General features: G+C 32.1%; 22 protein-coding genes. 15 read left to right on the top strand and 7 right to left on the bottom strand.

Features of this window, described 5'->3' with window-relative positions:
- Positions 1-24: 24 nt before the first annotated feature.
- Positions 25-1,707, bottom strand: a complete 1,683-nt coding sequence (locus HND39_03575; GenBank protein QKJ95429.1) for a formate--tetrahydrofolate ligase — start codon at positions 1,705-1,707, stop codon at positions 25-27.
- 411 nt (positions 1,708-2,118) lie between these two features.
- Between HND39_03575 and HND39_03570 the strand changes: the two genes are divergently transcribed.
- A complete protein-coding gene (locus tag HND39_03570; GenBank protein ID QKJ95428.1) occupies positions 2,119-2,259 on the top strand; it encodes a hypothetical protein in 141 nt (46 codons plus the stop codon).
- Positions 2,260-2,617: 358 nt separating this feature from the next.
- Positions 2,618-2,839: a hypothetical protein gene (locus tag HND39_03565; protein ID QKJ95427.1), complete on the top strand. Its 222-nt coding sequence runs from the start codon at positions 2,618-2,620 to the stop codon at positions 2,837-2,839.
- Positions 2,840-3,052: 213 nt separating this feature from the next.
- On the opposite strand, the gene HND39_03560 is transcribed toward HND39_03565, so the two are convergent.
- The 6 genes from HND39_03560 to HND39_03535 form a co-directional block, all read right to left on the bottom strand.
- Positions 3,053-3,523: an N-acetyltransferase gene (locus HND39_03560; GenBank protein ID QKJ95426.1), complete on the bottom strand. Its 471-nt coding sequence runs from the start codon at positions 3,521-3,523 to the stop codon at positions 3,053-3,055.
- A gap of 113 nt (positions 3,524-3,636) precedes the next feature.
- Complete coding sequence (locus HND39_03555) at positions 3,637-4,659, bottom strand: Gfo/Idh/MocA family oxidoreductase (GenBank protein ID QKJ95425.1); 1,023 nt, start codon at positions 4,657-4,659, stop codon at positions 3,637-3,639.
- Positions 4,660-4,711: 52 nt separating this feature from the next.
- Complete coding sequence (locus HND39_03550; protein QKJ95424.1) at positions 4,712-6,070, bottom strand: sugar transferase; 1,359 nt, start codon at positions 6,068-6,070, stop codon at positions 4,712-4,714.
- A gap of 585 nt (positions 6,071-6,655) precedes the next feature.
- Positions 6,656-7,564 (bottom strand): SDR family oxidoreductase, encoded by a 909-nt coding sequence (locus HND39_03545; GenBank protein ID QKJ97866.1) that lies wholly within the window; start codon positions 7,562-7,564, stop codon positions 6,656-6,658.
- Between the two features lie 5 nt (positions 7,565-7,569).
- Entirely contained in the window at positions 7,570-8,568 is a 999-nt protein-coding gene (locus HND39_03540; GenBank protein QKJ95423.1) for an SDR family NAD(P)-dependent oxidoreductase, read from the bottom strand.
- A 72-nt stretch (positions 8,569-8,640) separates the two neighbouring features.
- The gene (locus tag HND39_03535) at positions 8,641-9,774 is read right to left on the bottom strand and encodes a DegT/DnrJ/EryC1/StrS family aminotransferase (protein QKJ95422.1); all 1,134 of its coding nucleotides are present in this window, start codon (positions 9,772-9,774) and stop codon (positions 8,641-8,643) included.
- A gap of 514 nt (positions 9,775-10,288) precedes the next feature.
- Between HND39_03535 and HND39_03530 the strand changes: the two genes are divergently transcribed.
- The 13 genes from HND39_03530 to HND39_03470 all read left to right on the top strand — a co-directional run bounded on the left by HND39_03530 (position 10,289) and on the right by HND39_03470 (position 24,952).
- Positions 10,289-10,906 carry a hypothetical protein gene (locus tag HND39_03530; protein ID QKJ95421.1) on the top strand — a complete coding sequence of 206 codons (618 nt, stop codon included), beginning with the start codon at positions 10,289-10,291 and terminating at the stop codon, positions 10,904-10,906.
- A gap of 32 nt (positions 10,907-10,938) precedes the next feature.
- A complete protein-coding gene (locus HND39_03525) occupies positions 10,939-13,512 on the top strand; it encodes a polysaccharide biosynthesis tyrosine autokinase (protein ID QKJ95420.1) in 2,574 nt (857 codons plus the stop codon).
- A gap of 374 nt (positions 13,513-13,886) precedes the next feature.
- Positions 13,887-14,393, top strand: coding sequence for an acyltransferase (locus tag HND39_03520; GenBank protein QKJ95419.1), 507 nt, complete (start codon positions 13,887-13,889; stop codon positions 14,391-14,393).
- 61 nt (positions 14,394-14,454) lie between these two features.
- Positions 14,455-14,709, top strand: a complete 255-nt coding sequence (locus HND39_03515) for an acyl carrier protein (protein ID QKJ95418.1) — start codon at positions 14,455-14,457, stop codon at positions 14,707-14,709.
- Positions 14,710-14,711: 2 nt separating this feature from the next.
- Entirely contained in the window at positions 14,712-16,709 is a 1,998-nt protein-coding gene (gene asnB / locus HND39_03510; protein QKJ95417.1) for an asparagine synthase (glutamine-hydrolyzing), read from the top strand.
- Positions 16,710-16,727: 18 nt separating this feature from the next.
- A complete protein-coding gene (locus tag HND39_03505; GenBank protein ID QKJ95416.1) occupies positions 16,728-18,212 on the top strand; it encodes an AMP-binding protein in 1,485 nt (494 codons plus the stop codon).
- Between the two features lie 42 nt (positions 18,213-18,254).
- The gene (gene nadE / locus HND39_03500; protein QKJ95415.1) at positions 18,255-19,211 is read left to right on the top strand and encodes an NAD(+) synthase; all 957 of its coding nucleotides are present in this window, start codon (positions 18,255-18,257) and stop codon (positions 19,209-19,211) included.
- A 160-nt stretch (positions 19,212-19,371) separates the two neighbouring features.
- A complete protein-coding gene (locus HND39_03495; protein QKJ95414.1) occupies positions 19,372-20,046 on the top strand; it encodes a class I SAM-dependent methyltransferase in 675 nt (224 codons plus the stop codon).
- Positions 20,047-20,111: 65 nt separating this feature from the next.
- A complete protein-coding gene (locus HND39_03490) occupies positions 20,112-21,251 on the top strand; it encodes a GNAT family N-acetyltransferase (GenBank protein ID QKJ95413.1) in 1,140 nt (379 codons plus the stop codon).
- A 164-nt stretch (positions 21,252-21,415) separates the two neighbouring features.
- Positions 21,416-22,345, top strand: coding sequence for a peptidoglycan bridge formation glycyltransferase FemA/FemB family protein (locus HND39_03485; protein ID QKJ95412.1), 930 nt, complete (start codon positions 21,416-21,418; stop codon positions 22,343-22,345).
- Between the two features lie 17 nt (positions 22,346-22,362).
- Complete coding sequence (locus tag HND39_03480; GenBank protein QKJ95411.1) at positions 22,363-22,782, top strand: methylmalonyl-CoA epimerase; 420 nt, start codon at positions 22,363-22,365, stop codon at positions 22,780-22,782.
- A 74-nt stretch (positions 22,783-22,856) separates the two neighbouring features.
- Complete coding sequence (locus tag HND39_03475) at positions 22,857-23,771, top strand: hypothetical protein (protein QKJ97865.1); 915 nt, start codon at positions 22,857-22,859, stop codon at positions 23,769-23,771.
- 8 nt (positions 23,772-23,779) lie between these two features.
- Positions 23,780-24,952: a glycosyltransferase family 4 protein gene (locus tag HND39_03470; protein ID QKJ95410.1), complete on the top strand. Its 1,173-nt coding sequence runs from the start codon at positions 23,780-23,782 to the stop codon at positions 24,950-24,952.
- Positions 24,953-24,965 lie beyond the last annotated feature (13 nt).

The following is a 24,965-nucleotide window of genomic DNA, read 5'->3' as shown; positions in this document are numbered from 1 at the left end:
TGCAACAAGTCTGGTATCACACAATTAAAATAATCCGGTAATCTCTCCATTTTCATCAACATCCATATTGATAGCAGCAGGGAACTTAGGCAACCCTGGCATTAGCATCATATCTCCGCAGATGAGTACAATAAATCCTGCTCCAGCCGAAAGTCTGGCATCATTAACAGTTAATGTCCAATCCTGTGGTACGCCGATAGCTCGTGGATTATCAGATAAAGACATTTGTGTTTTTGCAACACAAATCGGCAGACTTCCATAACCAAGCTCGACATATTTTTCTATTTTTCGTTTTGCACGTTTATCGAAATAGACATCTTTAGCTCCGTAGATCTGAGTTGCAACTGTTCGGATTTTATCCTCGATTGAAGTATTGAGTTCATATAAGAATTTCTTCTGTGGATTATTATTTTTTTCAGCCAATTTAATTGTTTTTTCTGCCAGTTCGATCGTTCCTTCTCCTCCTCGCATGTAAGCCTCATGCATAGCGCATTCAACATTTAATTCTTCACACAATTCATAAATCATTTTGATTTCGGATGCAGTATCTGTCGGAAATTTATTAATTGCAACCACTATAGGAACATAAAACTTCTGCATATTTTTTATGTGGACCCCAAGATTTGCCAAACCACTTTTGAAAGCTGGTATATTTTCTTCATATAATAATGATTCAGGTGTTGCTTTAACTCCACCATGAAACTTGATCGCTCTGCAAGTTGCAACAATAACTACAGCGGAAGGCCACATGGGAGTATTTCTGCACACAATATTAAAAAATTTTTCGGCACCAAGATCTGAACCAAACCCACATTCTGTTACAACATAATCAGCAAGTTTTAAAGCGATTTTGTCTGCAATAATACTGTTAGTTCCATGAGCGATGTTAGCAAATGGACCGGCGTGAACCAGTGCTGGTGTATTCTCACTTGTTTGAACAAGATTTGGCATAATTGCGTCATTCAACAGGACAGCCATTGCATTATTTGCCTGAATATCTCTGGCATGAACTAATTTCTGATCATAGTTAAATCCCACAGCAATATTTCCGAGCCGTTTTTTTAAGTCTTGACGGGATTCGGCTAATGCGAGTATAGCCATTACCTCAGATGCAGCAGTAATTACAAAACCAGATTCTCTTGGAATTCCGTTTACTCGCCCACCTAATCCAATTACAATTTGACGCAAGGAGCGATCATTCATATCCATTGTACGATTCCATAGAATATTTGTTACATCAATTCGGAGATCGTTTCCTTTAAGTATATGATTATCCAGCATTGCTGCAAGTAGATTATGTGCCGCAGTAATTGCACCAAAGTCGCCATTAAAATGAAGATTGATCATCTCCATAGGAAGTAATTGTGAATGTCCTCCACCAGCAGCACCGCCTTTAATACCAAATACCGGTCCCACCGATGGTTCACGCAATGCAATCATACTTTTCTTCCCAATTCGTTTTAATGCTTGTCCCAAACCAATTGTTGTCAATGTTTTTCCTTCACCGAAATTGGTAGGACTCATGGCAGTAACCAGAATCAGTTTTCCGTTAGGTTGTGTTGATAGTTTATCCAATATACTCAGCTTTATTTTACCAGTATATTTTCCATAAAAATCAAAATCATCTTCTGAAATACTTAATTGCTCAAGCATTTCTTTAATAGAAATTAATTTTACTTTCCGAGCAATATCAAGGTCGGTTGTCATATAGTCCCTCTTTAAATTTTGAATTTTTAAGAACAGCAAAATTCTTTGACAATGTTCATTGAAATTATTTCAACGAATACTGTAAATGTGCATTAATTGTACCAACAAATTATTAAAATAATTTATGCAACATCGTTAGTAAAAATAGTTCTGTTGAATGTCTTCAGCCATCTTAATGTTTTCATTGTTAGAGTCTGAAAAGAACATTCGCTACTTGCATATAAATAACGATGTTTAAAGAGAACTCAAGGTTGTCAAAGTCCAACAAAGTGAATGCTAAAAAGATTGATGAAGAAAACCTGAAGTTATTCAAACAGAAGTATCCTAATATTAGTTATTAATCCAAAGTATAGTTCATTAGAATGCAATGTAGTAGGAATTGTAATTTTCATTCCTTCAAAGGTACTCGTGATGCTACTTTATATTAATACTTTCTCAACCGACAGGATTGATATGTCAGGACAATACTCCGATAAACTTGAACTGTTTACTGATTTCTGCGAAAGACCTGACGTACTAGGTCTCAATCCATTTTTGATTTCTCATATCTAAAAATTGATATTAATTTCGGATAAAAAATAGAGTGATTGGGAAATGTTTAAGAAACTGCATTGTACAAATCCCCGGATGATTTTCATTAAGTAAGCATTAAGTTGCTATAATTGGCGGGACAAGAAAAATTCACTATTAAAGCTTCCATCCATAATTATTTACTTTCATCAATAATTAGTTAATCCGAATAGTTAATTCTCTGTTTTGATAAATTTAATAAAGATTACTACCTGTAAATTCTACATTATAATAATTATCCCCCTAGTTTTTTTCGTTTTTTAACAATTTTATATATGGTATAATTATTACTGAAAAATATTAAACCGGTGTTAGCAAAAATCTTTAAAAAGGGCATTTTATGGAGACCATAAGTTTTTCAAAAGTAGATGTTCTAACTGATCTGAATCATCCAAAGGTTGAAGAGATTCATTTAAAGAGTCCCAATACAACATTGGATAAAACTGTGGTAAGATTATCTAACAAGGTTCTTCAGGAAAATCTTAAAGGAAAGATTAAACTTGGTTTGAGTGTTCTGTACTTCTTTTCATTAGTATACTTTTCAATTCAACTTTTCATCTAAAAAACCAGTAGATATTTTTAAGATGAGACCGCCTCAAAAGTAACAATTTGAGGCGGTCTTTTTATTTATTGAATTCAAATATTCTTCGGATTTGAAAAACATTTTTTTATTAAAGCTTATAAATGTTAAACAAGAGGAATAAATAATAAAAGAAAAGTTTTAGCAGTTAAGCTTAGACAAGATTTAAAAAAGCAGTGAAGAGAGGGTGGAGGTTTATTTTAACTTTTTAATAACCTTTGCAGGTACACCAGCTACCACAGTATTGTTAGGAACGTCCTTCGTTACCACAGCACCAGCTCCAACTATTGAATTTTCTCCAATAGTAACTCCACACATTATAGTAGAAGATGATCCAATAGAAGCTCCCTTTTTAACGAATGTTTTCACTATTTTCCAGTCTGCTTCAGTTTGCATAGAGCCATCTTCATTAGTTGCACGTGGTAGCTTATCATTGATGAAAGTTACATTATGACCAACAAACACATTATCTTCGATATGAACACCTTCGCAAATGAAACTATGTGAAGATATTTTACAATTTTTCCCAATAAAAGCATTTTTTTGAATTTCGACAAAAGTTCCCACTTTTGTTCCATCATCAATAGAACAACCATAAAGATTTACGAAGTCGAATATTTTAACATCTTTACCAAGTTTAACATTATTTATATTTTGTTTGCTCATAAGATAAAATTCATTATAGATTAAATAAAAAGTAATAATCCGGACAGTTAATTTTTATTCATGAATTAATGTTCTGAACCAAGATAAGTCAGAATTAGAAAAAATTTTCTTGTTTAAATCTGACTTACAAGATGTGTGTCAATTTCAACAATCTTACCCATATTAGATAATGACATATCTGCAGCCTCAAGAAGTTTTACAACTGCGAGTCCATCTTTCCCATTAGTTAATGGTTCCCTGTTTTCATTTATTGCGGAAATGAATTCACGTGCACCCAACGCCAAGGCTTCTGTCTGATTAACTTTTGGTGAAAACATATCTCCGGTTCTGTACTGTACCAAAGCCTCATGAATACTTTCAGCAGATTTGAATTCAACACCGCTATCGTAAACTTTAATTTTTTCGAAATTTTCCATATCATCATAAACTAACATTTTTTTATCTCCACCTACTATTATTCTTCTGATTTTTACAGGTGAAATCCAGTTAACGTGAAAATGTGCAAAACAATTATCTTCAAAATACACACATAAATGAGCTAGATTTTCTTTTCCATTAAAGTTTGCGATCCCATTGGCAACGAGAGCTTTTATTTTATGGCTGCTTAATAGATAGTTCATAATGGATAAATCGTGAGGTGCTAAATCCCAAACAACGTTTATATCCTTTTGGAATAAACCAAGATTAATTCTTTCCGAGTCAAAATAAATGATATTACCAAGCTCTTTTTTATCAACGAGTTCTTTTATTTTTCTAACGGCACCATTGTAAATAAAAGTGTGATCGACAAAGATTTTAAGATTCTTTTTTTCAGCAAGTTCTATTAAGTCCTCAGCTTCTTCAGATGTAGAAGTGAAAGGTTTTTCGACCCAAATGTGTTTGCCTGCTTCCAAAGCTTTCCTGGCAAATTTATAATGCGTATTGACTGGTGTAGCTATCACAGCTATATCTACGTTACCATCAATAATATCTTTACAGTCTCTGGTGATTTCGACGGATGGGAATTTTTCCTTTACTGTTTCTAATCTTTCTTCCCTAAGGTCACAAGCAATGATAGATTTTACTTCCTTTTGAGAGAGAAAATTTCTTACCAGATTAGGTCCCCAGTATCCAAGTCCAATTACTCCAATTTTCATGAAAATACTCCGTAGTTGAAGAAATTAATATCGTAATTAATAGAACAGATTGTTATTTGGCTCCCCTGGCAGTTAACATTACAGGGATAGTCTGGAAAAGTAATTGAAGGTCAAACCAAGGAGACATATTGTTGATGTAGTATAAATCAAGAACTACACTATCTTTGTATGAGACCGAACTTCTTCCCCAAACCTGCCATACACCGGTACAACCAGGTAATACACTTACCCTTCTTTTTTGCCATTCGGGGTAATGTTCATATTCATATGGTAAACAAGGTCTTGGTCCAACCAGACTCATGTCACCCTTAATCACATTAAAAATTTGAGGAAGTTCATCAAGTGAAGTTTTTCTAATAATTTTGCCAATCCAGGTAATTCTACAGTCATTTACTACTTTAGTTTTAATCGATCCAGTTTTATCCTGTAAGAATTTAAGCATTTGTACTTTTCTTTCTTCATCTTCACCTTCGATAACCCTCATTGATCGAAACTTGAAAATTTCAAATTCCTGTCCAAGATGACCAATTCGTTTTTGTTTGAATAAAATTGGTCCGGATGAAGTTAATTTGACTATCGTAGCAATTAATATCATTAAAGGAGCAGTAATTATCAATGCGAATACTGATAGTGCAATATCCATTAGTCTTTTTGAAGTGTTTGTAAGCTTGTTATTATAATGTGAAGAGATATCTACAACAGGGATATTAGCATATCTCTCGGTTGCTAATTTTTCACCAACTACTTCAAACAATTCAGAAGTAACCTTCAAACTAACGTTAAATTTTTTACAATTATCGATCAAATCAAGTAATTCTTCGTATGTCCGTTTGTCTTCGCCAATAATCAACTCGTCAATATTAATATGCTCAATTATTTTTTTGATATGTTCAAAATGACCAATGACCATTTTCCCGTTTACAATCTCACTCCCTATTTCTTTAGTATCATCAATAAAACCTACAATATCCAATCCGATGGGATTTTCATACAATAATTGACTTGCAAGTAGCTTGCCTGCTTTTCCATCACCGAGTATCAAAACATTTCGTTTGAAACTTGTCTTGCTCAACTTTATAAATAAGTTTCGCATCAATTCAATTCTAAATAGATAAAAACTAGGTATGATGAAAAGTATAAATAAAAATATAATGTGTCTTGAGTCGATAATACTTGTTGAACCGAAAAGTAATGACACAATTACGATATTCAGAGATCCATAGTAAAGTGACTTAAGAAAATTTGATAGATGTGCAGCTCTGGTGGTAAAAATATTAAATCTATATAATCCGTTGTACTGAAATATCAGCAAGAAGATTAAAGAGATAACAAAAAACACTAATGATTCAATTGTAGTTGCACCAATAAATTCAAGATAATTTAAACCCTTATCTTTTCTTAATAAATACATTGATACTTCCAGGGAGGTGAACACTAATAGCAGATCTAATACTGCGAATAAGGATTTTGATTGAATATTTATTTTCATGAAAAACGAAAAATGCCCTTCTCAAATGAATGTTACTAATATACTGTAGGAAATGGATTTAACTAATATTATGCCATCGAGTATGTTGTAAAATGCAGTGAAAATAAATTTAGTTTAAGAGTAAGCTTATAATTGAGTTTCAAAATGAGAAATGAATATCATTAAAAACTGAGAATTGAGACAAGAATACTAGCGAAATCGAAGGTTGTGAAAGTCAATGATTGATAATTATTATAAAGCGCTGATGAGCAATTAAATCAACATTTTGATCCGAAGTTTTGCAAGATTTTTTTGAAGAATGGAAATTATTATTAGTGGGCATTTTTTAATCTTTGATTATAAATTCTTGACAACATGTAGAATGTTAAAATCCAATTTTTCTTCCAGTATTTAATGAGAAAGAATATTTCTCACACCAGTTTTTTTTAACTAACAAGTGCTAAAGGAATTATTTCTTCTGAAATTGTTGAGTAGATATGTTTGAGTTAATTAATTCTAAGAACAATTTTAGTGTAAACTTAAATTTGCTTTAATAATCAAATTAATAATTGAATCGAGCTGATAAGATCTGGCCCAGCTAGTTTGCAATTTATTTAGATCTGATATAAATACAGGATCAATCACTCCCGGATTAAGATCAATATATTCTGCATTAAGTTTACAATTGGATAACTCTTCAAATCTTTGACAAATAAATTCATTTAATTTTCCCTCTCCTACGATTAAATAATCTGTGGTATCTTCTAATAAGGCTGAACTGATGATCAAATCGATTGCTTCTTCTATAAATAAAATATGTGTGATATGACCTTTATTTATGGTGATCTTTTTTTTATTAAATGCACTATTAAAAAGCTGAGTTAAAAGTTGTGTTGGTACTTCTCCATAAGAACAGACTGAACCTAATCTTAGATTAATTAACTTGGTTACAGACTTATGAAAAAAGGAATTGAAAAAATTTTCAGCAGTAACTTTTGCTATACCATAAGGCGAAAGTGGTTTAGGGAAAGATGATGATGATATCGGATTTTCATTTAATTCACTAAATATCTTAATTGATGAGATATTTATAAATTTTTTCGGCTTTATTTCTTTAAGCCAATCCCAAAAAAATAATTGGTCATATATGTTTGAGTTGATTTCATAAATTAATTGTTCTGTGAATGACTTTGTGCGATCAACCTGCCAATGCAAATTTATGATGTAATCAGAGTTATCGATTTTTTCTAAATCCTGCTTTGAATATATCTGAATAGGTTTATTAGTTGCTGCCCATTCTACACGCTTCGGCAGATCAGGATAACCTTTTAAAATAACCGGAATAACATTAGCTCGTAATTCTTCCAGCCTAAGACAAATTTCTCTACCTAGACGACCAGTAGAACCAGTGATTAAAAATTTTTTTCCGTGTAAAATTTAATTTACTCCCAACTTCTCAAAACTTCCTGTTTTAGTAATTCTTCCGGTGTGAATGGCAAGCTTTTAAACCAGGCAACGGTCTTTCTAATACCTTCTTCAATAGTCGTTTTGGGTGTATAACCAGTAATTTGTTTAAACTTTGAATTATCTCCAAGATGTCTCATAACATCTCCGGGGCGCGGTGCTTGTTTCTGGATATAGACATCAGGATCAAGTGAAAACTCATGACAAATTAACTCAGCAATTTTTCTTATACTTGTTTCTTTACTAGTACAAATGTTAACTGAATTGCTAATGCAAGACTTACTATTTACAACATCCAGAATTCCTTTGGCTGCATCTTCTACATAGATAAAATCCCGTGTCTGATTTCCTTCACCAAAAATTACTAAAGGTTTTTTATTCATTGCTCTAACAATCATCTTCGGTATTAACTCGCCTCTGAATTCCTGCCAATGTGAATGTGGACCATACATATTAAAAGGTCTAACAGTAGTCCAAGGCAATCCATATGTTCTTCCAAAACTAAAAGTATACATATCTTGCGCAACTTTGGATGCAGCATACGGAGTTTCAGGGAATAAAGGATGTTTTTCATCCATCGGGATATATCGTGCTGATCCAAATGTTTCAGAAGATGAACAATTGACGAACAATTCAATGTTATTATTTCTTGAAACACTTAAACAGTTTAATGTTCCATTTACAATGACATCATTTACTCTTTGTGGTTCCTTAATGGACTGTCGAAGATCAAGAACAGCTAAATGAAAAACTATCTGACAGTTTTCAAATGCTTTCTTCACGTCTTCTAAACGGCTAACATCGCCTTTAATTACTTTAAGATTAGGATTTTTCTCCAATTTCTTTAAATGCAGTTCTTTGCCATGAGAAAAATCATCCAATATTGTTACATTATTCCCTTTTTCAATTAAATGACTTACTAAGTGTGAACCTAGAAATCCTGCACCTCCTGTAACTACTATTTTTTTATTCTGCAAATCGATCTTTCCTTCCGTTTTGTTATTAAGATATTTTATACAAATTAAAATTCAAAGAAGTAGAGCTTAAATTTATTTTTGAAAAAACTCTTTAATCTTTGAAGCAACATATTCTATTTGTTCATCTGTAAGTTCAGGGAACATTGGTAATGATAAACCTGACTGAGCCAATTCTTCCGTTATAGGGAAATCACCTTTCTTGTAACCTAAATGGGTGAAGCACTTTTGAAGATGTAGTGGTACCGGATAGTGAAGTCCGCTTGAGATTCCGTTGTCAGTTAAGAATTTTTGTAACCTGTTTCTTAGTTCTTCTCTTTCAGTTAAAATTTTACCGTTAACCTTTACGACATAGAGATGATAAACATGCTTTACTCCTGCCATTTCTGCTGGCAATGAAAGCTGTTCAACATTACCGAGAAGTGATTTATACTTGTCTGCAACCCGTCTTCTTTCATCGGTCCAATTTTTTAAATATTTAAGTTTTACACCTAATACAGCTCCTTGAATTCCTTCCATTCTATAATTATGTCCATAAATATCATGGTGATACTTTTGTGATTGACCATGTTCCCTAATCAATTTTATTTTTTTAGCAAAATCGTCATTATTTGTTGCGACAGCACCACCTTCGCCATAAGCGCCAAGATTTTTCCCCGGATAAAAACTAAAGCAAGCAACATCAGATAAACCTCCTATTTTCTTTCCTTTATATTCTGCGAGATGAGCTTGAGCGGCATCTTCAACCAAGAATAAATTATGTTTATCAGCAATCTCTCTTAATTTATCCAGATCAGCTGGTTGTCCATATAAATGAACTGCAACAATAGCCTTTGTTTTTGCGGTAATTGCGGCTTCGACTTTTTCCGGGTCGATGTTATAACTTACCGGATGACAATCAACAAAAACAGGCGTAGCACCACATAATGTTGCACCCCAAGCAGTTGCTATAAAAGTGTTTGCCGGAATAATGACTTCATCGCCAGGCTTTATGTCTAATATCCACAATGCGATATGATTACCATCCGTTCCTGAACTTGTGCACAAACAATGTTTTACATCGTGTGCAGTCGCAAATTCTTTTTCAAAATTTGAAACTGATTCTCCCAAAATAAATGCAGTATCATTTATAACCTTCTGAATTGCAGGATCAATTTCGTGTTTAATTGTTTTATACTGAGCTTTAAGATCGAGAAAGGGAACGTTCATTTTTTACCTCTTATAACCACATAATTTTTAATAATTTGGTTTGTTTTATTCTCCAAAATGTAAGTTTATGTTTATGTAAGACAAATTATTACATAAGGAATTCATACATTAGCAAGAACTATGCTAATTGAAATTATTATCTATTAAATAAGTAAAGTATTGCTGAAATTCTTACTTATTTGATATAACGATTGGCTTTGTTTTAGGAATACTCCAATTATATCTAATAATAAATAACGAATTGAATTTTTATAATGTGAAAAAAGTTATATTATGATTCACATAAAAAGAATTTTCTCATTTTGAAATTTCAAATTCAATATCATCAATCAAGCAGAATAATTTGTTAATCACTCATGGCATAAATATTGATTTTTTGTTCATTCGTCGTAAGAATTGTTGGCTATGTTACTATTTGAAGTGAACTAAAATTTGACTGAACAATTAACTTACCTGGATATAATTATTTGATTTGTTGATTTTTTTTATCTATTCAATTTAAGACAAAATAACTATGAATAAACTGGTATTTATATTTTTTACAACCTTAATTTTAACATTAAGTCTAAGTTCTTACTCTCAAACACTAAATCCAGGAGACGGAATTAGAGTATCATTTCTCGATATTGAAGACGTCATTACGGGCGATTATTATATTCAACCAAACGGATTGATTAATTTACCATTGATTGGTGTTATCAATACTGTTAACAGAGATTTTAAAGATATTAAATCTGAAATAGTAGCTCGATATGATTCTTTATATAAAGATCCTCATTTAAGTGTTAATGCTTTATTCAGAATAAACATACTCGGAGAAGTAGAAAACCCGGGATTTTATTATGTATCTGACTATGAAAAATTCACAGCTATATTAGCATTTGCTGGTGGTACAACAGATGCAGCAGATTTAAGTGATATAAAATTAATCAGAAATTTCCAGGAGATTGTCATTGATGTTGATGAAGTAATTAGCAAAGGCAGCACAGCTATGGATTTCGGTTTGCAATCTGGAGATCAGGTTTTCGTTCCAAGAAATTGGTGGTCGGATAATTCGGTTTGGGTTAGTATAACCATATCAGCAATCGCTCTTATCACAACTACTTATGCGATACTTTTTATGAACAATTGAGTTGTAATTAACCAAGTATATTAAGAAAAATAATGGCAGATATCTCTTCAAAAAACACAAGCAAAGATAAATCACTCCTTGAGATATTTAATATTGTCTATCAAGGACGGATTAAAATTGTAATTTCAGTAATTATAGCTTTAATTCTAGCGTATTTATATAATCACTTTTCTACACCAGTTTATGAATCCAAAGCATTACTCAAGAAAGAAGCTGCAGACAACAGACAAGAAGATGAATTTAGTGAGTTGGTAAGGCTCCAATCTTCCGATCAACTTGAAACAGAAATGGAGTTGATCAAAACTAACGAAGTATTGGGCGGAGTAATTAATGAACTAAAACTCTTTGTTGAGCTCAGTAAAGTAATGGATCCAAATGGAAGTGCCTGGGAATTGAATAATGTTTTCATAGAATTTCCTGATTCCGGAAATAGCTATGCTAAAGAAATTGGATTTCATCTCCCGATTTTTAAGAATTTTCAATTATTAAATGACTATACAGAGTTAGAATTATATATAATAAAAACAGGCGAAAAAAGTTTCGAGTTGCGGGATGTTCCGGATAATAAATTAATCACAAGTTTTAATTCTTCATCTGTGAGTGATTCAGACACACTGAAAGATTATTCTGCTGCTAATTTTCCTGATTCAACTAATAAATTGGAAAAAGTTACAAGTGAGGAAAACGTAAGTACTGATTTTGCAAAATTTGAATTCAGTTGGGATGGCGCTCCTATTGGGAGTAAAATTTATTTTAACATCAAGAATTATCTGAAATTCATTTTAAATTTTAGCAATAACATAAATGTTTCCAGAGTTGGCCATACAGATATTTTTCAGCTAAACGTTCAGTCAACATCCCCTCTTGCTTGTAATGTAATTGCAAATAGCATAATTCGCCATTTCAGAAAAGTGCGAATGGAACAGCAAAAGCAAATGGTTCGCTACTCATTTCATTTTGTTGATGAACAATTAACCGAAGTTCAGAAGAAGTTATTAGACGCTGAAAATAACCTTAGCCACTTCAAAGGTAGTGAACAAATAGTGAATATTGATCAGAACACTCAAGAACTATTAAACTACCAGAGTACTTTGGAAGCAGAGAAATTACAAGGAGATCTTCTTTTAACAGATTATAAGAACAAAGAAACAGCATTGAGGAAAGAACTTGAGGCAAGCGGATACTTTGATCAGGGCTTTCTTCAACCATCATCTGAATCTCAGAGCAGTTCACCCTTTACGGGTTTAATGGCACGTCTTTCAGATTTGGAGTTGCAAAGATTAGAGCTTTTACAAAAACGAACTGAAAAGCATCCCGATGTGATAAAGCTTGATGAGCAAATTCGTTTAGTTAAAGAGCAATTATCCAGCTATAATCAGAATACATTAACCTCTTATAGGATTATGATAGATGCGTTAGAAAAAAAACAAGCAAAAATCAATAGTCTTATGTCTGGATTTGAATCACAAATTCAAAAGCTGCCTCGACAAGAGAGCGAAATGGCAAGGTTGATTAGAGAAAAGGATGTATTTGAAAAAATATTTAATTTGTTACTGAATAAACGAGAAGAAATGAGAGTAGCAGAGCTATCAAAATTACAGGATATAATTATTGTCGATTATCCTAGTAGCCCTGTTAAACCAGTGAGACCCAAGAAATTTTTCAATATGCTTATAGCATTAATTTTGGGTGGATTTCTCGGCATCGTGGTTATTTTCTTAATGGAATTGAGAAAGACCAAACTTATTAATGTAGATGAATTAGAAAAGCAATTTAATATTCCAATTTTAGCTTTAATACCAAATTACGACAAAGCGATTCTTAAAAGAATCAAAAATCCGTCAGATGAAAAGGATTTGTTTGCAACAATGCAAACTGAAAATTCAGGGATCAGGGAATCTTACAGATTGTTAAATACCAAGTTGTTCCAGATAGATTTAAGAGATAAAACATTATTAGTGACCAGCTGCGAAGAAAATACTGGTAAAACAACTATCGTTGCAAACCTTGCAATTACTATGGCTCTAAACGATAAAAACATTTTAATTATTGATTGTGATCTGCGAAAAGGGGAACTATCAAAGATGTTCAATGTTTTCCAAAACTCACCTGGATTGGTTGATTATATCGAAAAGGGAAATCCACCTGCAATTTATAACAGGGTGTTAAAGAAGATTAATATTATTCCAGCTGGTGGTCTTCGAGAAAATTCTAGTATATTATTGAATTCTGATAGAATGAAATCTCTCTTTCAGGTTATTGATACATCTGTTTATGATTTCATCATTGTAGATACACCCCCAGTAACAAGAGTGGTTGATACTCTTGCTCTTGGTTATCTGACCAGAAACTCAATATTAGTTGTCAGACCAGAAATGAGTATTCGTGAGACTGTAATCGGAGGAATTCAGGAACTGAACTCAGCGCATATTAAGATCCGTGGTCTTGTAGCTAATGCAGCCGAAATTGAAAAATCTTATTACTATCGTTATCGTTACGGATATGGGTATGGATATTCGAATTCGGAAAAGAAGCGATTCAAGATTAATTTCATAAAAAAGAACCAATCTAAAGTGCATAAACTATCGAATGTAAGCCATTCTTGACAGTGTCCTACATTATTTATTTGTTTCAATGCAAATTGAAAATTCAATTAAATTTAACCCAAGATTAATAAGTTCAATTTCCTATTGTATTGAAAACAATTTTTTAGAGAGGTACTTATCAATTTGAAACAAGTAATATTGAAGATTTATTCTAAAGCTTAATATTTTAGTATATTTCTTTACATTTTATTTGGTGTGATAATTAGTATAAAATGTCAAAATTAATACTATGTTCATTGAAGAGAATTTCAGGTTGCTATACTTAATAGCTCATCAACTAAGACTGATTTCAAAATTGAAATTTTTTGTAAACAATAACTTTAGATGTTTTGGTAAGACAAAACTCATTAAATGATTATTAAGAATTATACATTATGGTTAAAAGTATTTTTAGCAGGTTTTTATTAAGCCTGTCTTTTATTGCACCTTTTGGATATAGCTTGAGACCGTGGTTACATCGTGTTAGGGGTGTTAAAATGGGTAAAAACGTTTGGATAGCTAAAGCTGTTTATCTTGATGAACTGCATCCTGAGGATATAGAAATAGGTGATAATTCAGTAATTAACTACAGAACAACCATATACACACATTCATATTTTGGTCCCAAGCAAAAAAAAAGTACAGGTAAAGTTATAATTGGGAAAGATGTTTACATTGGACCTCACTGCCTGATTTTACCAGGAGTAAAAATCGGGGATTGTTCAGTAATAAAAGGTGGAACTGTTGTAACTCGTAATGTACCACCTAATATTTTCTGGGGTATGCCAAATCCTGGACCTCTCGCAAGAGTTACTGTACCTCTAACACCTGGTCATACCCAGGATGAATTCGTAAAAGGTCTTCGTCCGATTAGAAAAAACAATGGAACCCTTAAAGAATGACAGGTCAGATCATAAAAAATTTTAATAAATATTAAATAATAATAAGAGAAAGAACGAAAGAATGAACCGAGTTAATGTTGTCAAAGAATTCATAATTGAGAATTTTTTGTTTGGCGAAGAAACACCATTGGATTTAGATACAGATTTTTTTGATAAAGGAATTATTGACTCTACTGGTGTAATAGAATTAGTGGACTTTTTAGAAAAATCATTTCTTATTTCAGTGGATGATGAGGAACTTATTCCCGACAATCTTTCTAGCTTGCAAAAAATCGATAATTTTCTCAGTAAAAAACTTAATCAAAAGGTCGCTTAAAGATGTGTGGAATAGCTGGTATAGTTAATCTAAAACAGCATAAACCTATTTCTTCTGATGCACTTAGAAAAATGGTTTCCATTCAGAAGCACCGTGGACCGGATGAAACCGGTGCTTATATTGATGATAACATCGGTCTTGCTCATGCACGATTAAGTATTATAGACCTCAAGGATGGTACGCAGCCAATTCATAATGAAGACAAATCTCTCTGGATAATTTATAATGGAGAAGTTTTTAATTATCCGGAACTTAGACAAGAATTGGTCAGACGTGGTCATAAATTTTATACTTCCAGTGATACGGAAGTAATTTTACATCTGTATGAAGACAAAGGAATTAATTGTTTAAAAGAATTAAACGGACAATTTGCCTTTGCTATATGGGATTCAAATAATAGAACACTATTTCTGGCTCGCGATAGGGTTGGGATTTTGCCTTTATATTATACTATTCAAAATCAAAGATTATACTTTGCTTCCGAAATCAAAGCTATCTTTACCAATAAAGAGATTCATCGAGCATTAGATTCTGAATCTTTAGATCAGGTATTTACTTTCTGGACTACACTTCCCGGAAAGACTGTATTTAATAATATTAAAGAACTGCCTCCAGCTCACTACATGTTAATTTCACCTAATGAAATTAAATATGATAAGTATTGGGATTTGAATTTTGCGAATAATAAAGAAACTGTGAACAGATTATCTGCTGATTTAGTTAATGAGATTTCTGAATTAATGATGGATGCTGTAAGGATCCGTTTGCGTGCTGATGTACCTGTTGGTACTTATCTAAGTGGAGGGATTGACTCTTCAGCTTTAACTGAAACTGTCAAAAAGAATTTTAATAATGAACTCAGATCATTCGGAATAAGGTTTGAGAATAAAGATTATGACGAAGGTAAATTTCAGAATGAAATGGTTGATTACCTTAATATTAATCATTCAGAAATAGTAACAAGAAATGAAGATATTGGTGCAAATTTAGAAGAAGTATTATGGCACTCCGAAAAGCCATTATTACGAACAGGTCCTATCCCATTATATCTATTATCTAAACTGGTAAATCAAAGCGGTTATAAAGTTGTACTAACTGGAGAAGGTGCCGATGAAGTTTTTGGAGGATATGACATTTTTAAGGAAGCAAAAATAAGAGACTTTTGGGCTAAGGATCCTGATTCCAAACTAAGACCGATGCTGCTTGCAAGGTTATACCCATATATTTTTAAAGATAATAGATTAAACCAAACCATCGTTTCATTCTTCAAAGACGGAATTGATAATCCTGAAGATCCATTCTTCTCGCATAACATCAGGTGGAAAAATACCAGCAAAATAAAAAACTTTTTCTCCGAACAAATAAAGAATTCAAACAGTAATTACAACAGCTATTCTGAATTATTAAAATTATTACCTGTGAATTTCTTTGACTGGGATGTGGTGACTAAAGCACAATTTTTGGAAGCGATGATTTTTCTCAGTAATTATCTTTTATCATCACAGGGTGATAGAGTTGCGATGGCAAACTCAGTTGAGCTTCGTGTGCCATATCTCGATCATAGAGTTATTGAGCTTCTTGCTAAAGTAAATTCTGAGATTAAAATAAATGGATTGAATGAAAAATATCTTCTGAAGCAAGTATTTAAAAACAGACTTCCTTCAAATATTTTAAAAAGATGGAAAAATCCTTACAGAGCACCAATAAACAAAGCACTATTAAATAACAATCTTAACTTAGCAAAAGACTATTGTTCAGAAGATTCTTTGAAAAGAACTGGAATATTTGATCACGCAAAAGTTCTGAGACTAATCAACAAACTCGGGAAATTAGACAAAGCCGGTGAATTTGACGAGATGGCTCTCATTGGGATTATATCAACACAAATCATACATAAAAACTTTATTGATTCATTTCCGAATGAATATGCTGTATCTGGAACATTCGATCAGTTTTTTGATTATAGATCAGTCAATGAAGAATTAACAAAAGTTATTTAGCCAGGTATTCATTAAAGTATGAACATATTTGACTATTTTTTTCTTTATTCCAAAGAATTAAAAAAGGATTTTGTTCTTGGTCCGATTGAACGAATATCTTTTTTTCAATTATATGAGAGAGCTTCAAAGCTTGCTAATTATCTCAAAAAGGAAGTGGGTGAGAACGAGAATATAATTCTGATGAGCCATAACTCAGTTTTTTTTCTTGTTGCTTATCTTGGAATAATGAAGTCAGGGAATGTGTGCGTTCCTTTGAATCCACTGATCGAGCAGGAGAATCTTGATTATATAATTAATACTACTGCTTGTAAATATTTTTTTATCCCTCCAAAAACAAGTGAGAAATATACATTTGCAGATGTATTCATAATTGATGAAACAAAACTTGATTCAATATTAAATTCTTCTACTCTTGTAAATGATTCTGCATTTGGAGAGTTTGACGATAACAGATTAGCACAAATACTTTTTACTTCTGGATCAACAGGATTGCCAAAAGGTGTAATGTTAAGTCACAGGAATTTAATCTCAAATACGGATTCTATAGTAGAGTATCTTGGATTAACATCCGATGATATTATTGAAGTTGTTTTACCATTTTACTATTGTTATGGTTTGTCATTACTACACACACATCTTAAAGCTGGCGGATCAGTTGTATTAAATAATAACTTCGTTTTTTTAGGTTCAGTACTTGAAGATATAGAAAAATATAAATGCACTGGTTTTGCAGGCGTACCAAGTCATTTCCAAATATTATTAAGAAAGTCGAAGTCTTTTAAAAAAAACGAATTCCCATCATTAAGATATTTTACACAGGCAGGCGGTAAACTTCATAATGTGTTTATTCAGGAACTAATTGACGCATTCCCTCAGAAGAAATTTTTTATTATGTACGGACAAACAGAAGCCACTGCAAGATTATCATATTTACCTCCTGAATTAGTAGTTTCAAAACTTGGTTCAATCGGTAAAGGAATTCCAAATGTTACGTTGGAAGTGTTTAATAAAAATGATCAGCCAACTGAAGTTGATGAGATAGGTGAAATAGTTGCAAAAGGTGATAATGTAATGTTAGGATATTTTAATGATCCCGAAAGTAATGAACGAACACTGCGTAATGGCTGGTTACACACTGGCGATATGGCAAAGAAAGATGAAGATGGGTTCATCTACCTGGTTGCAAGAGAGAAGGAGATTATTAAAGTTGGCGGAAAAAGAATAAGTCCAAAGGAAATTGAAGAGGTCATAGTATCAATACCTGAAGTTGTTGATTGTACAATTTCAGGAGTTTATGATGAAATTTTATCTGAGGCTATTAAAGCGACCATTGTTTTGATTGATAACGCAGATGAGGTAAAAGCAAAAGAATTAATAATGTCAACTTGCAGAAGTAAACTTGTAATGTACAAAATTCCTCAAATTATAGAATTCAAAAAGAAGTTGGATGTAAGCATGGCAGGCAAAAAAGTTGCAAGGAACTACTCTGTTCAGAATAAATAAAAAATAAATAATTAAAATTGATTAATTCACAAGGTTAAAAACATGAAATTCACAAAAGATTCAATAAATATTGAACCGGCAAAAGTATTTAGCGAAATTAGTTCAAAGCTGAAAGAAGATGTAACTAAAAAACTTAGAAAGCGAGGAGCTGTTGTAGGAATTAGTGGAGGGATTGATTCTTCAGTTGTTCTAGCAATATGTGCAAAAACATTTGGTGCAGACCATGTTTTAGGCGTTATGATGCCTGAGAACGATTCCAACCCCGATAGTCTTGAATTAGCAAAAAAACTTTCCGCCAAGTTCAATACAAAATATGTTGTGGAGAATATGACAGAAGCTCTTGCAGGATATGGATGCTACAAAAGAAGAGACGAAGCAATTAAAAACGTTTTTCCGGAGTTTAACAACAATTACAAAGCGAAAATTACTTTACCAACTAATTTAATGGAAAAAGAATCGTTGAACGTTTTCCAATTGACGATTATTGATCCTGCTGGTAAGTTAAAATCAGAAAGATTACCGCTTAAAGAGTATTTACAAATTGTTGCTGCTTCAAACTTTAAGCAGCGCAGCCGGATGAGTATGCTTTATTATCATGCAGAAGCCAGAAATTATGCTGTGATTGGAACAGGAAATAAGAATGAACATGAACAAGGATTTTTTGTAAAATATGGCGATGGTGGAGCTGATATAAAACCGATTGCTCACTTATTTAAAACTCAGGTGTTCCAACTTGCTGAATACCTGGAAGTGCCTGATGAAATTCGTAAAAGAACACCTACGACCGATACTTACAGTGCAGAACAAACCCAGGAAGAATTTTTCTTCAGAGTTCCATTTGGAATACTTGACAGAGTATGGTATGGATGGGAACAAAATGTTCCTCCAAATGAAATAGCGAAAGCTTTAGAGCTTACTGAAGAAAACGTTGAATCTATTATTCACGATACTCAGCGTAAAATCAGAACGACAGAGTATCTTCGAATGGAACCGCTTTAATAATTTTAAAGCACCAGTTCGACGATTAGTATTTTTTAGAAATACAATTAAGTAAAAATTTATCAACAAGCTTATCAATTGATCAAGTGTATTTAGAACCACAACCAGTTGTATTAGAAGTAATAAATGATTTAAATTCATTTTATGAGGCGTACTTATAATGCAATTATTGAATCGTACTTTTAATAGTCTTCGGGATAAAGGATTTTCGAGAACATTTCAGAGTGTAATTAGTGTTATAGAAGATTTTTATTTTGAAATGCAATATGGTGTATCAACCTCCAGGATTGTTAAGCGCGAAGATTTAGATATTTCGGAGCGAAGTAAAGAACACAGTGAAGAATATAAACCAACCCGTATTCGGCATTTCAGATTATTAATAAAGGATTTAAAACTTCCTGATGACAGCGTTTTTGTTGATATGGGATCAGGAAAAGGAAGAATAATTTTGCTTGCTTCGTTGTTAAAATTTAAACAAGTTATAGGAGTTGAGATATCCAGTCAGCTCTGCCAAGTAGCAAGAAATAATGTTGCAATGTTTGAAAAAAAATTAAAGCGACCATTGCATATTGAAATAGTGAATGAAGATGTACTTCAGTATAGTATAAAGGCTGATGAAAATGTTTTCTATTTCTATAAACCCTTTGACAACTTTGTAATGGAAAATATTATTCAACGAGTCTTAAAATCTGTAATTCAAAATCCCAGAAAAGTATGGTTAATTATTAATAATTTTATACCATACAGTACGATGATAGAGAACGAATTTAAGTTTCGTGCAATTAAAAAGTTTATCTACGGTGGAACTGAAATTGCTGTTTATGCAGTTGATTAAAAACCGAGAAACAAAATAAACATGACCTTATATTCTTTTAATTATGATTTAGTGGTATTGGAGAAATGTTTGTTTCTTTAACTAAACAGAAAAAATATGCTCGTGACCTTAAAAAGAAAAGTGCTGAGAATAATATTTCAATAATTACAACGAAGAAACCAATTAACAATAAAATTATAAATATCGATTTAGCTTCGGATAAAAGATGGGACAATTTTGTATTGAGTCATCCAAAAAGCTCAATCTATCACACTTCAGACTGGTTGATGTCGGTTTCTAATTCAATGAGATACAAAATCTATCCTTTTGGTATTGAAGATTCTGATACTGGTGAATTAATTGGAATATTCCCTTTGGCACAGATAAAAAATTTTGTTTCCGGCAGTAAACTAATCTCATTTCCACTCAGCACACATTGTGAGCCATTAGTTGAGGAAAAATCCATTGAAAAGATTTATGATAAAATTAATTCAGAATTTATAAATAATGATTTTATCGAATTTCGATCGCTTGATTATTCTTGTAATTTGGAAGGAGCTTTATTAAATGAAAATTACATTGTGCATATTTTGGAATTGGAAGAATCTATAGATAAAACTTTTCAGAAATTTCATGGCACGAGCATCCGTGCTTCGATCAGAAGAGCAGAGAAAAAGGGATTAACATTTAAAATTGATAATAGTTCTTTTGGATTAAAAGCATTCTATTCTCTTTACACTGACTTAAGGTCAAGATTAGGGCTGCCTTCGCTCCCTTATAAATTTTTTAATACGGTTTATGAAAATCTTATTAAAGTTGACAAAATATTAATTCCTATTGTGAAATATGAAAATCAAATAGTTGCTGCTGGATTTATTTTAAAGTATAAGGATACATATTACTTGGAATATACGGCTTCAGATCATTCGAAATTAAATTTATATCCGAACCATAAATTGTTTTGGGAAGTAATTCAAATCGCACTCAAGGACAAGGCAAAATTTGTAGATTTTGGAAGAACAGAAGTCAATAATATTTCTTTAATAACATTTAAGGAAAAGTGGAATGCCAAACGAAGGCAGTTGAAATATTGGCGTGTTGGTAGTAAACCCGGAATATCCTCTTCAGCAGAAAGTGGAAAATCATTTTTTGTAAATATCAATAAGCATTTGCCAAAAAGTTTGCTCAAGTTGCAAGGTAGAATACTTTATAAACATAAAGGATGAAAAATTATCAATTATCAATTTAACATTAACTTGTTCATTCAATAAATAAACGGAATTCATTGAAAATAAGTTTTATAGATCCAACAATAACTGAAAATTGGGATAAGCTAATACTTAATTTTCCCCTGTATTCCTTTTTCCATTCTTCAGACTGGGCAAAGTTATTGCAAGAAACATATAATTTTAAACCACATTATTTTTTGTTGGAAAATTATGGAACTGTAAAAGCTGTATTGCCTTTAATGGAGATCAATAGTTTTTTTACTGGCAGAAGACTTATTTCTTTGCCGTTCAGTGATTTTTGTGAACCCTTGGTTTCAAGCGATATAAGTCTTAAGCGTATTCGTCATAGGATAATTGAACATTTTAAGTCAAAAAAATTTAATTCGCTTGAGTTAAGAGATGGTGAGACATTCATGGATTATTCTAATTTTACACCTGCTGGTTATCAACATAATTTAGATTTGACAATTAGTGAAGATCAACTTTTTAAGCACTGCTCAGATAGTACCAGAAGAAATATACGAAAGGCAATCAAAAATAAAATTTCTTTTGAAATATCGAATTCTCTGTCTGCGTTAAAAGAATTTTATAATATGAATTGCTACACAAGGAGAAGGCATGGTCTTCCGCCTCAACCATTTCGGTTTTTTAAAAATCTGCATAATGTTGTATTGGCAAATAACAAAGGGTTTATAAGTGTAGCAAAATATAATGGGAAGAGTATTGCTTCGGCTGTATTTCTTTTAATAGGGAATAAAGCACTGTATAAATATGGCGCTTCACTATTTGAATATCAGAACATAAGACCGAATAACTTGCTGATGTGGGAATCAATAAAATATTTAAAAGCTCTGGATTATAAAGAATTAAATTTTGGAAGAACAGAACTTGAAAATGTCGGATTAAGACGATTCAAGCTAGGCTGGGGCAGTCAGGAGAAAATCTTAAATTATTATCGTTTTGATTTGGGAAAAATCGGTAGCATAAATAAATCAACAATATCTTTTAGTCACAAAAGATTACCGCTTAATAAATTTCCAATACCAGTACTCAGGCTTATCGGTTCAGTTTTATACAAACATATTGCGTAAAAAAACCAGATTGAATTATGAATATTGATCATTTAGGAATAGCTGTAAAATCAATTGAGCAGGGGATTGAATATTGGGAAAGAGTATTCGGTTACAGACAGATGACAGAAATTGTGATTAATACCCGTCAAAAAGTTAAAGTAGTTTTTATGAACAAAGAAAATTCTCTGCTCATAAAGTTAATTGAACCAACTGATGAAACTTCACCAATTTATAAGTTTGCTTTAAAGGGAGGAGGTTTGCATCATCTTGGTTTTCGATGCGAAGAAGTTAGTGGTGAAATCGCAAGGCTTAAAGATTTAGGATTGAGGTTGATTGCAAAACCTCAACCCGGTGAAGCTTTTGAGAATAACCAAATAGCTTTTCTATTAGGAAATCATGGCTTGAATATTGAATTAATAGATACCGATAAAAAGGCAAATGAGATTGTTTATTAAGAATATCCTATCATGAATTTTTATTTAGTAGATTTTTCTTTGGTATTGAAATCAATAACTATCAGCCTTAATAAATCATGAAAAAATTATTTTATATAATTAAACCACTGATTCCACGAAGATTACAATTATTTTTAAGAAGACAGTTGGTAAAAAGACAGTTGTATAAATACAAAGCAATTTGGCCAATTCTTCCTGGTAGCGAAACAAAACTCAACAATTGGAAAGGATGGCCGGATGGGAAAGAGTTTGCTTTCATATTAACTCATGATGTAGAATGGAGGAAAGGTCACGATAGATGTAAACAATTATTGAAGTTAGAGAAAAGTCTTGGGTTTAAGTCTTCGTTTAATTTTGTTGCTGAAAGATATAAGGTTGATAAAGAACTACGGGAATTTATTGTCAATGAAGGATTCGAAGTCGGGAATCATGGAATAAAGCATGATGGCAAAAAATTCAAAAACAAAAAGATATTTTCTGAAAGGGCAATCAAGATAAATCAATATATAAAAGAATGGAATATTGTCGGATTCAGGGCTCCTGCAGTGCAGCATAATCTGGAGTGGATTGGAGAACTGAATATTGAATATGATGCATCTACTTTTGACACTGATCCGTTTGAGCCACAGCCGGATGGGGTTGGTACTATTTTCCCTTTTCTGGTTGAACGAAAAAATGGTCAACCCGGTTATGTAGAATTACCATACACATTAGATCAGGATTTTACATTATTTATTCTTATGAAAGAATCATCACCACAATTCTGGATTGATAAATTAAAATGGATCGCTGAAAATGGTGGAATGGCACTTCTGATTGTACATCCTGATTATGTGAATTTTAATAATCAGAACGGAATGGAAGAATATCCCGTATCCTATTACTCAAATTTTCTTAAATACGTAAAAGAGAATTATGAAGGAAAATATTGGAATGCATTACCAAAGGATGTTGCACAGTATTATAAGAAAATGATAACGGTTAACTAAGGAGTAGAATGAAAAAAGTGTTAATGGTGGTTTACAGCCATTTTCCTCAGGATGTTAGACCACGCAGAGAAGCCGAAGCTTTGATTAAGGCGGGTTATAAAGTAGATATTATATGTTTAAAATTTCCAGATCAAACAAAATTTGAAATCATTTATGGTGTTAATACCTATAGAATTAATATCTCCAAATCCAGGTCATCCAAAAAGAAATATATTTTTCTGTACACTAGCTTTTTCTTTCATTCCTTTTTCTTGGTTAATCGATTATTGATAAAGAATCGATATAGTGTAATTCACGTTCACAATATGCCGGATTTTCTAGTTTTTCTTGGTGTATTACCTAAACTATTTGGTTCAAAAGTAATTCTGGATTTACACGATCCTACACCTGAGATGCTAAAAACTAAATTTGCAGAGGATCATGATAGTCTGTTGATGAAGTTGCTAAAATGGCAGGAGAAAATAAGTATAAAGTTTGCACATAGAATTATCACAACAAATAAATCCTTTGTAGATAGATTTATTTCCCGCGGTTGTCCTTTAGATAAAATTAGCATAGTGATGAATTCACCTCAGGAAACTATTTTTAATAAGGTGAGTGATGTATCATCGGTAAATTCAGTTGAGAATAAATATATTGTTATGTATCATGGAATAATTATTCAAAGATATGGCTTCGAGGAATTAGTGAATGCAATAAATTTATTAAGAGATAAAATTCCCGGATTGGAACTAAGAGTTTATGGTACTGGTGAAGATCTGCCTTTATTTCTGGCAATGGTCAAAAAATTAAATTTGGATAGTATTGTAAAATATTTCGGGCAGGTTCCAATTGAAAAAATTGTAGAAATTATTCCACGATGCAATGTCGGAATAATTCCAAACAGACTTAGTCCTTTTACCCAAATAAATTTTCCGACAAGAATTTTCGAATATTTGCATATGAAAAAACCTGTTGTTGTACCACGAACACAGGGGATAAAGGATTATTTTGATGAGGATTCAATTTTCTTTTTTGATTCAGGTAATGCGGAAAGTTTAGCTGATGTTGTATTGAATATTTACTTGAATCCTGATAAAGCTGAAGAGAAAGTCGATAAAGGATATGAAATATATCAAAAACATAGATGGGAAAGTCAGAGTATGAATCTGATTAAAGTTTATGAAGCATTACTTAGTTGATTTCTGAATTTCG

Source organism: Ignavibacteriota bacterium, from assembly GCA_013285405.1.
In the GTDB taxonomy this organism is placed as follows: domain Bacteria; phylum Bacteroidota; class Ignavibacteria; order Ignavibacteriales; family Ignavibacteriaceae; genus IGN2.
This window is presented reverse-complemented; position numbering and strand designations above follow the sequence as displayed.

Bases quoted from the DNA above. Each gene is read 5' to 3' on its own strand.
- HND39_03575 (QKJ95429.1), bottom strand. From the start codon at position 1,707: ATGACAACCGACCTTGATATTGCTCGGAAAGTAAAATTAATTTCTATT.
- HND39_03570 (QKJ95428.1), top strand. From the start codon at position 2,119: ATGCTACTTTATATTAATACTTTCTCAACCGACAGGATTGATATGTCA.
- HND39_03565 (QKJ95427.1), top strand. From the start codon at position 2,618: ATGGAGACCATAAGTTTTTCAAAAGTAGATGTTCTAACTGATCTGAAT.
- HND39_03560 (QKJ95426.1), bottom strand. From the start codon at position 3,523: ATGAGCAAACAAAATATAAATAATGTTAAACTTGGTAAAGATGTTAAA.
- HND39_03555 (QKJ95425.1), bottom strand. From the start codon at position 4,659: ATGAAAATTGGAGTAATTGGACTTGGATACTGGGGACCTAATCTGGTA.
- HND39_03550 (QKJ95424.1), bottom strand. From the start codon at position 6,070: ATGTATTTATTAAGAAAAGATAAGGGTTTAAATTATCTTGAATTTATT.
- HND39_03535 (QKJ95422.1), bottom strand. From the start codon at position 9,774: ATGAACGTTCCCTTTCTCGATCTTAAAGCTCAGTATAAAACAATTAAA.
- HND39_03530 (QKJ95421.1), top strand. From the start codon at position 10,289: ATGAATAAACTGGTATTTATATTTTTTACAACCTTAATTTTAACATTA.
- HND39_03525 (QKJ95420.1), top strand. From the start codon at position 10,939: ATGGCAGATATCTCTTCAAAAAACACAAGCAAAGATAAATCACTCCTT.
- HND39_03520 (QKJ95419.1), top strand. From the start codon at position 13,887: ATGGTTAAAAGTATTTTTAGCAGGTTTTTATTAAGCCTGTCTTTTATT.
- HND39_03515 (QKJ95418.1), top strand. From the start codon at position 14,455: ATGAACCGAGTTAATGTTGTCAAAGAATTCATAATTGAGAATTTTTTG.
- asnB (QKJ95417.1), top strand. From the start codon at position 14,712: ATGTGTGGAATAGCTGGTATAGTTAATCTAAAACAGCATAAACCTATT.
- HND39_03505 (QKJ95416.1), top strand. From the start codon at position 16,728: ATGAACATATTTGACTATTTTTTTCTTTATTCCAAAGAATTAAAAAAG.
- nadE (QKJ95415.1), top strand. From the start codon at position 18,255: ATGAAATTCACAAAAGATTCAATAAATATTGAACCGGCAAAAGTATTT.
- HND39_03495 (QKJ95414.1), top strand. From the start codon at position 19,372: ATGCAATTATTGAATCGTACTTTTAATAGTCTTCGGGATAAAGGATTT.
- HND39_03490 (QKJ95413.1), top strand. From the start codon at position 20,112: ATGTTTGTTTCTTTAACTAAACAGAAAAAATATGCTCGTGACCTTAAA.
- HND39_03480 (QKJ95411.1), top strand. From the start codon at position 22,363: ATGAATATTGATCATTTAGGAATAGCTGTAAAATCAATTGAGCAGGGG.
- HND39_03470 (QKJ95410.1), top strand. From the start codon at position 23,780: ATGAAAAAAGTGTTAATGGTGGTTTACAGCCATTTTCCTCAGGATGTT.